We start from the raw sequence: 8,390 nt of genomic DNA, 5'->3' as shown, positions 1-8,390 counted from the left end.
CAGACCGGGGGGGGGGCGGGTTCCCCCGCGAGCCGCACCGCCGGCGCAACCACCCGAGCTGGCGTGATCATCCTCCAAGCGGACCGCGCGATACCCGTAAGATCTGCGCAAGACGGGCCGGATCGTCAGGTCCGTGGGGAGGTGACGGGATGCTGCGCTTTGCTCTGCTCGGGCCGGTGGCGGTCGGGGTGGACGGCGGGGAGCCCGTCCCGCAGCCCGCGGGGATCCCGACGACGGTGCTGTCGGTGCTGCTGCTCCACGCCAACCAGGTGGTCCCGCGTGACCGCCTGGTCGCGGCGATCTGGGGCGAGGATCCGCCCACCGCCGCCGCCGCGGGGCTGCGCAACCACGTCTCACGCCTGCGGCGACAGCTCGGCGAGCGGGCCGGAGCGCGCGTGCGGACGGTCGCGCCGGGCTACCGGATCGACGTCCAGGACCGCGAGTTGGACGTCCAGCGATTTCTGGACGACAGCGCGCGCGGACGCCGGGCCCTGGCCGAGGGCGACCTCGTCTCCGCCCGCCGCCTGCTGGGCGAGGCGCTGGCGCTGTGGCGCGGCGAGCCGCTGGGTGAGCTGCCGCCGACGCCGGAGCTGACCGCGCGGGTCCACGGCTGGCAGGAGAACCGGCTGCTGGCCGTCGAGGGGCGGATCGAGGCCGATCTCGGGCTCGGCCGTCACCACGAGGCCGTCGCGGAACTGCGCGCGCTCATCGCCGAGCACACCCTGCGCGAGGGCCTGCACGGCCTGCTGATGCTGGCGCTGTACCGCGCCGGCCGCCAGGCCGAGGCGCTGGAGGCCTACCAGGTCGTACGCGGCACGCTCGCGGACGAGCTGGGCGTGGACCCCTCCCCCGCGCTCCAGCGGCTCCACGCCGCGATCCTGCGCGCCGATCCCGAACTGGACGCCCCCTCACCGGACCCGCACGAGGACGTCCGCGCCGCCCCCGCGAAGCCGTCCGTCCCCGCACCGCGCACGGCCGCCACAGCACCGGCGCCCTCGCCGTCGCCATCGCGCCTCGGCGGACTGCCCGGCGCGACGCGCGCGTTCACCGGCCGCGCGCGGGAGCTGGCCTGGCTGGAGGAGCTCGGCAGCCGCGCCCCGTACGGGTCCTCGGCCGGCATGGCGCTGGTGGCGACGATCGACGGCATGGGCGGGGTCGGCAAGTCCGCGCTCGCCGTCCACGCGGCGCGTCGGCTGCGCCCGCACTTCCCTGACGGCGCGCTCTTCGTCGACCTGCACGCCCACACGCCCGGCGTCGAGCCGCTGAGCGCCCACGACGCCCTCGACCGGCTGCTGCGCGCCCTGAGCGTCCCCGCGCAGCTGATCCCGCGCGACACGGAGGCGCGCGCCGCCGCCTTCCACGACCGCGTGGCCGGCAGCCGGACCCTGCTGCTGCTGGACAACGCGGCGAGCTCCGCCGAGATCCGCCCGCTGCTGCCCGCCGAGCCCGGCTCGCTGGTCCTGGTCACCAGCCGCCGCCGACTGGCCGGGCTCGACGACGCGCACCAGCGCACGCTGGAGCCGCTGCCCGCCGCCGACGCCGACGGCCTGATCCGCACCGTCGCGGGCACCGGCCGGATCCCCGACGGCAGCGCGGCGGCCGCCGAGCTCGCCGAGCTGTGCGGCTCCATGCCGCTCGCGCTGCGCGTCGCCGCGTCCCGCCTCCGCCGGCACCGCTCGCTGCGGGTCGAGGACGTGGTGGCGGAGCTGCGCGACGAACGCCTGCGGCTCTCCGGCCTGAACGAAGGCGGCGACGCGGTGGAGGCCGTCTTCGCCTCCTCCTACGCCGCCCTGCCGGAGCCGGAGCAGCAGTTGTTCCGGCTGCTCGGGCTGGTCCCCGGGCCGGACTTCGACGCCGCGGCCGTCGCCTGGCTGCTCGGCTGCGACCGCCGGACGGCCGCCTACCGCCTGGAGGCCCTGCTCGACCACAGCCTGCTCCAGGAGCCGACCGTGGGCCGCTACCGCTTCCACGACCTGGTCCGGCTCTTCGCCCGCTCCACGGCCGGATCCGCGGCGGGCTCCGCACCCGCGGGCGCCGACGGGGAGTCCGCGCGGCGACGCCTGATCGACTACTACCTCCACGCGGCCGGTGCCGCGAACGACCTCATCTCCCGCCGCAGCCTCCCCGCGCCGCGGCTTGCGCCGCCCCCGCCGCCGCTCCCCGCGACCGAGCCGGGCGACCTCGAGACCGCGCTCGCCTGGCTGCGCGCCGAGTGGCCGAACCTGTGGGCCTGCGCCGCCGCGCCGGAGACGCTGCGCTGCCGACCCGACGCGCTCGCCGTCTTCTCGCCCGTCCTCGGGACCTTCATGGAACGGGAGGGCCACTGGGCGCAGGCGCTGGCCCTGCACGAGCGCGCCCTCGCCGACGCCCGCGCCCGTGGCGACGTGGCCGTGGAGGGCTCGGCCCTGCTGGAACTGGGCCGGATCCGACTGCTGACCAGTGACGTCGCCGAGGCCTGCGCGCTGCACGAGCAGGCGCTGCGATGCCAACGGGCGCTGGGCGACCGGCTCGGCGAGGCGGAGGCGCTGTGGGAGCAGGGTCGCGCGCGGCACATGGACAACCAGCACGAGGCCGCCGCCGCACTGCACAGCGAGGCGCTCGCGGTGTACCGGGAGCTCGGCGACGAGCGCGGCGAGGCCAACGCCACCTGGGCCCTCGGCCGCGCGCTGCGGATGCAGGACGACGCCGACGGCGCCAACGCGATGGCCGAGCGGGCGCTCGCGCTCTACCGTCGGCTGGGCGACCGCCTCGGCACCACGAACGCGCTGTGGGACCTGGGCCGCCTCGCCGAGGGACGCGGCGACTTCGCCGCGTCGGCGCGGCTGCTGGAGCAGGCCCTCGACGCCTACCGCGTGCTGGGCAGCCGGGTGGGCGAGGCCAACTCACTGCACAGCCTCGGGCGGCTGCAGCGCCGTCTGTCCCAGTGGGACGCCGCGGTGGAGAACCTGGAGGCGTCGCTGCGGATCTTCGGCGAGCTGCGGCAGATCCACGGCACCACGCTGGCCCGGCACGACCTGGCCCTGGTCCGCTGGTCGCAGGGCGAACTCACCGAGGCCACGCGCCTGCTGACGCTGGTCAGCGACACCTACCGGGCCCACGCCGAGCCGGTGGGCGCGGCGCGCAGCCTGCACGAACTGGGCCAGGTGCTCGCCGCGGCCCAGGACTACGCGGCCTCCGCCCGCGCCCTGGCGGAGTCCCTCACCTTCTACCGCGAACTCGGCAACGCCGAGCGCACCGCCGCCGTCCTCCACGACGCCCGCACCTTCGCCACCGAGGCAGCTGCCGCCTTCCCGCAGTGACCCGCACCCCGTCAACCCGGGCTCCCGGCACCCGGGCCAGCCCCCGCCGCCCAAACGGAAGGTCCCACCCGAGCGCCCGCGCGAGTGTCGCCCCACCCCGCCCTCGGCCCCGAGCCTGACACCCGCCCCGCGGCCCGAACGCGCCCGTCCGGCCTCAGCCCCGAAGGAACTCCCCACCACGGCCCCGGAAGGAAGCGCCCGTCGGGGCGCCCTCACCCCGGGCTCCCGGCACCCGGGCCGGCCCCCGCCCGCGTATCCGCCGCAGCCTGGGCCGGAGCCGTGCCGCCGCTGCTGGGCGCCCGCAGGGCGGGGTCAGTGCGGGGGGAGGGCCTGTTCCGCCCAGATGGTCTTGCCGTCGGCGCTGTGGCGGGTGCCCCAGCGGGTGGCGCACTGGGCAACGAGCATCAGGCCACGGCCGCCCTCCTCCATGGTGCGGGCGCGGCGCAGGTGGGGCGCGGTGCTGCTGGAGTCGGAGACCTCGCACGTCAGCGCGGAGTCTCGAATGAGGCGGAGCCGGATCGGGGGGCGGCCGTGCCGGATCGCGTTGGTGACCAGCTCGCTGACCACCAGTTCCGTCACGAACACCAGCTCGTCCAGACCCCAGCGGGCCAGCTGCCGTGCCGCGAGGCGACGCGCCTCAGCGACGTTTGCGGGGTCGGCGGTGATCTCCCAGTCGGCCACCTGGTCCGCGCCCAGCGTGCGGGTGCGGGCGAGCAGGAGGGCGACGTCGTCCTCCGGGCGGTGCCGGGTGAGCGCGCCGAGGACCCGCTCGCTCACGGCGAGCAGATCGGTGCCCGCCGCGGCCAGCGAGCTGGCCAGCAGGCGCAGGCTCTCGTCGAGGTCGCGGTGGCGTGACTCGATCAGGCCGTCGGTGAACAGGGCCAGCAGGCTGCCCGCGGGCAGCTCCACGTCGACGGTCTCGAAGGCCAGGCCGCCGAGGCCCAGCGGGGGGCCGGCCGGCACGTCGAGGAACTCCACCTCGCCGTTGGGCAGCCGCACCGCGGGGACGGGGTGGCCCGCGCGGGCGAGCGCGGCTCGGCAGGCGATCGGGTCGTAGACGGCGTACAGGCAGGTGGCGCCGATGTCGCCGAAGACCTGCCCGTCGAAGAAGGCGGAGGGGCCGAGCACGGACGCCCCCGGCGGCGGGTCCGTCCCGAGGGCTCCGCCGCCGAAGCCGCTGTCCTCCGGACCGTACGCGCCGGCCTCCGCGTTCAGGCTGATGACCAGGTCGTCCAGGTGGGACAGGAGCTCGTCGGGCGGCAGGTCGACGTCGGCGAGGGTGCGCACGGCGGTGCGCAGACGGGCCATGGTGACGGAGGCCTGCAGACCGTGGCCGGTGACGTCGCCGACGACGAGCGCCACGCGGGTCCCGGAGAGCGGGATCACGTCGTACCAGTCGCCGCCGACACCGGCCTGGCCGCTGGCCGGGACGTAGCGGGTGGCGACCTCGACGGCGGCCTGCCGCGGGGGACGCTGCTGGAGCAGGCTGTGCTGGAGGGTGAGCGCGGTGGTCCGCTCGCGCGTGTAGCGGCGGGCGTTGTCGAGGCAGATCGCGGCGTGCGCGACGAGCTCCTCGGCGATCGACTGCTCGTCGGCGGTGAAGGGCGCGGCGGCTCCCAGACGGCAGAGGATGACCACCCCGAGCGTGGTCTCCCGGGCGGTGACGGGCACGGTCAGCAGCGAGACCAGGCCGTGGCGGCGCGCCCAGGCGCCGCGCGCGGTGTCGGCTGCGAACCAGGACTCCAGCTCGAGGTCGCCCACGGCGTAGCGGCCGGACCGGCCGGTGGCGAGGCAGCGGGCGGGCGGGGAGTCGAGGGGGTAGCTGCCACGCTCGCCCTCCTCTACGACGCCCGGTGTGTAGCGCTCCCGCACCAGGTCCGTGTCCGTCTGCCGGGCCGCGGCGTCGTCCTGGGCTGCTTCGGGGTCGGTGCCGCTGCGCGCCTGGGCGGCACGGCGCAGCAGGACCGGGCCCGGCAGCGGGCCCGCGGCCGGTTCCTCGCCGTGGAATACGCCGTCGAGCAGGTCGACGCTGACGAAGTCCGCGAAGACGGGGACGGTGACGTCGACCAGGTCCCGCGCGGTGCGGGTCACGTCCAGGGAGGCCCCGATGCCGGTGGTGGCCGCGTTCAGCAGGCCGAGGCGCTGCCGGGCGGCGAACTGCTCGGTGAAGTCGACGGCGGTCAGCGCGACCGCCTCCAGCTCCCCGTCCGCGCCCCGCACAGGGGTGTAGCGGACCTCCCAGGCGTGGGTCTCCAGCGCGCCGGGGACCTGCACGTAGGTCTCCAGGGTCTGCGGGACGCCGGTAGCGCCGACCTCACGGATCAACCGGGTGGACTCCTCGAAGACGGAGGAGTCCACCTGGTTGATCGGCGCGTCGTCGTCCTGCCCGAGTTCGGTCGGTAGGCGTCCGCGCAGCTCCCCCTCCCACAGACCGGCGAGCCGCTTCATCGCCTCGTTGATCCGCAGCAGCCGTCCGTCGGGCGCGCAGAGCATCCACGGCACCGGCGACTGCTCGAAGGCTCGCTCGCTCAGCGGGGCCGGCCCCGACGGACCCTCGCCGGGGGGCTCCTCGGAGCGCGCTGCGGACATGATCCGATCATCACGCGACCGGACGCCGGACGCCACTGTTCGGCGGCGCCCGTCACCCGACCGGCGACTTGCGCTCCGGCCCAGCGAGGGCTCCGACGCGGTCCGCCTCCCTCGTTCAGCGGCCCCGGGATGCAATGGCGGCGCGCGGGCCGCTGGATGGAGGAGAAACACCGATCTGACGGTCGCTCAGCTACTGCGTGGGCGATCGTCACCCGGTGGCCGCTCCGCAGTCGGCCGAAGCCGTGTCCCACGCCGTTGCAGCCGTAGTCCCAGCCGTAGATGCAGAAGAGGGGTCGTTGTGAGCAATGCCGTCAGCCGCGCCGTGGCGGACCGTCTGATCGCCCTGGACCTGGGCACCTCCCGGGTCCGCGTGTGGCGGCCCCGTCAGGGTGTCGTCTTCGACGAGCCGTCAGTGGTCGCCTACGACCTGAACCGCGGGGTCGCCTTCGCCTTCGGCGAGAACGCCCAGAAGATGACCGGCCGCACCCCGCCCGGAATGAACACGGTCAGCCCGATCCACGCGGGTGCCGTCACCGACTTCGAGGCGGCCCGGGTGCTCACCCGCCACGCGCTCGACACCGCGCGGCCGAGCCGGTTCGCGCTGCGCCCGACCGTGGCGACCGCCGTGCCCGTGGAGAGCCACGGCATCCACCTGAAGGCGCTGGAACAGGCGGTGGTGCAGGCGGGCGCCGCCCGGACCGTCACCGTCCCGGCGCCGCTGGCCGCGGCGGTCGGCGCGGGCATCGAGATCGGGCGGGAGAGCGGCAGCATGGTCGTGGACCTGGGCGCCGGCACCACCGACATGGCCGTCTTCGCGTTCGGGCGGATCGTGAGCGCCGTCTCGCTCCCGGTCGCGGGCCTGGCCCTGGACCGTGCGCTGACCAACTGGGCGCGCCGCAACCGCCGGGTCGACCTCGGTCCGGTGGCCGCCGAGCAGTTGCGGATCGCGGCCGGACACCCCGAGGCCGACTCGGTCGAGGTGAAGGGACGTCGTACCGAGTACGGGACCCCGGTGCTGGCCCAGTTCACCGTCACCGAGGTCCACGAGGCGGTCCTGCCGGTGGTCGAGTCGATCGTGCAGGGCATGGGCAACCTGCTGACCCGCTGCCCCACGGAACTGAGCGCGGACATCACCGACCATGGCGTGGTGCTCACCGGCGGCGGCGCCAGGGACCTTTGGCTGTGCGCGCAGTTGGAGCGGCGACTCGGCCTGCCGGTCCAGGCTGCGGACACCCCGGAGAACTGCACCGCCCGCGGGCTCGGTGAGCTGGCGATGTCGGCGCGCGGCAGCGCCCACGTCGACGCACTCAGCCCGGTCTGACCGGTCGGAAACCGGTCTGACCTGGGTCTGAACCCGGCCGCGGTCCCGCTTTGTCACACTGTCGCACGTTCCGGCTGTGGGAGACTGTTGCGTCCCCTTCAACTGGAAAGTGAGTGAGTCGACCGTGGGCGGGAACTGGCGGCCGATATCGGATGATGTGCGCGGCAACTCCCGGCGGCTGACCGAGGAGTTGCGCGCCATCAAGGACCGCAGCGGGCTGTCGCTCACTCAGATCGGCGCGCGCACGCACTACAGCAAGGCGTCCTGGGAGCGCTGGTTCAACGGCAAGCGGTTGATCACCGAGCAGGCGTTGGAGAGTCTGGCCATCGCGGTCGACGAGAACGCACGCCTGCTCAAGCCGCTGCTGGAGCAGGCGCTGCACGAGACGGAGTCCGACGATCCGTGGCCTGCCGACCCGGCGCAGGCCGTTGCGGCGCCCGTCGCTGCGGCTCCCGAGCCGCCGACGAGCGCGCATCCGACGAGCGCGCATCCGACGGACGCGAAGGCCGCCGACGTGGAGGCCGCCGACGTGGAGCCGGCGGACGTGGAGCCCGCCGACGTGAAGCCGGCTGAGCCGAAACCCGCGCGCACGAAAGCGGCGGACGTGAAGCCGTCACGCTGGCGGCGACACCTGCGCACGGCGCTCGTGTCCGCGTTCTCGGCGCTGATCGGCGCGGCCGTCGGCGCCTACGTCGTCGCGCCGGGCGCCGCGTCCGGCGCCCAGGCGCCGTCGGCGACCTCCACCCTGCCGCCGTGCGCGGGCTCCGGCTGCTCCGGCAGGGACCCGCAGTCGACCGGCTGCGTGAAGGACGACAAGACGCTGATCACCGGCCATGTCGGCACGATCGTCATCTATCTGCACTACAGCGCGCGCTGCCACGCCGCCTGGGGCGCCCTGACCAACGCCGAGCCCGGTGACTTCGCGACCATCATCACGACCGCCGGCGAGCGGCAGCAGGCCCTGGTCCACTGGGGCTACGACAACTACTCGATGATGGTCGACGCCAGCGACTCGACCATCGGCCTCAAGGTCTGCGGCACGCCGCAGAGCGACCGCCACGTCTCCGTCTGCACCCCGGAGTTCAACGCCCCGCTCTAGCGCGCGGCGCGCGCCGCGAAGCGCGGCGCCCGGGCAGTACCCCCGTGCTGCCCGGACGTCTCGCGTCGTGGACAACTCTGCA

The 8,390-nt window shown here is 75.1% G+C and carries 4 protein-coding genes; 3 read left to right on the top strand and 1 reads right to left on the bottom strand.

The features are described 5' to 3' along the window. The first annotated feature begins 149 nt into the window (after positions 1-149). The gene (locus tag TR48_RS25035) at positions 150-3,299 is read left to right on the top strand and encodes an AfsR/SARP family transcriptional regulator (protein ID WP_052442985.1); all 3,150 of its coding nucleotides are present in this window, start codon (positions 150-152) and stop codon (positions 3,297-3,299) included. A 312-nt stretch (positions 3,300-3,611) separates the two neighbouring features. Here the strand turns inward: TR48_RS25035 and TR48_RS25030 are convergent, their stop codons facing one another. Next, positions 3,612-5,888 (bottom strand): SpoIIE family protein phosphatase, encoded by a 2,277-nt coding sequence (locus tag TR48_RS25030; protein ID WP_052442984.1) that lies wholly within the window; start codon positions 5,886-5,888, stop codon positions 3,612-3,614. 298 nt (positions 5,889-6,186) lie between these two features. Between TR48_RS25030 and TR48_RS25025 the strand changes: the two genes are divergently transcribed. Continuing rightward, positions 6,187-7,209, top strand: coding sequence for a rod shape-determining protein (locus tag TR48_RS25025; protein ID WP_042371196.1), 1,023 nt, complete (start codon positions 6,187-6,189; stop codon positions 7,207-7,209). 109 nt (positions 7,210-7,318) lie between these two features. After that, complete coding sequence (locus tag TR48_RS25020) at positions 7,319-8,308, top strand: helix-turn-helix domain-containing protein (protein ID WP_152628165.1); 990 nt, start codon at positions 7,319-7,321, stop codon at positions 8,306-8,308. Positions 8,309-8,390 lie beyond the last annotated feature (82 nt).

Origin of the sequence: Streptacidiphilus neutrinimicus (assembly GCF_000787815.1) — a bacterium.
Classification (GTDB): domain Bacteria; phylum Actinomycetota; class Actinomycetes; order Streptomycetales; family Streptomycetaceae; genus Streptacidiphilus; species Streptacidiphilus neutrinimicus.
This window is presented reverse-complemented; position numbering and strand designations above follow the sequence as displayed.

Bases quoted from the DNA above. Each gene is read 5' to 3' on its own strand.
- TR48_RS25035 (WP_052442985.1), top strand. From the start codon at position 150: ATGCTGCGCTTTGCTCTGCTCGGGCCGGTGGCGGTCGGGGTGGACGGC.
- TR48_RS25030 (WP_052442984.1), bottom strand. From the start codon at position 5,888: ATGTCCGCAGCGCGCTCCGAGGAGCCCCCCGGCGAGGGTCCGTCGGGG.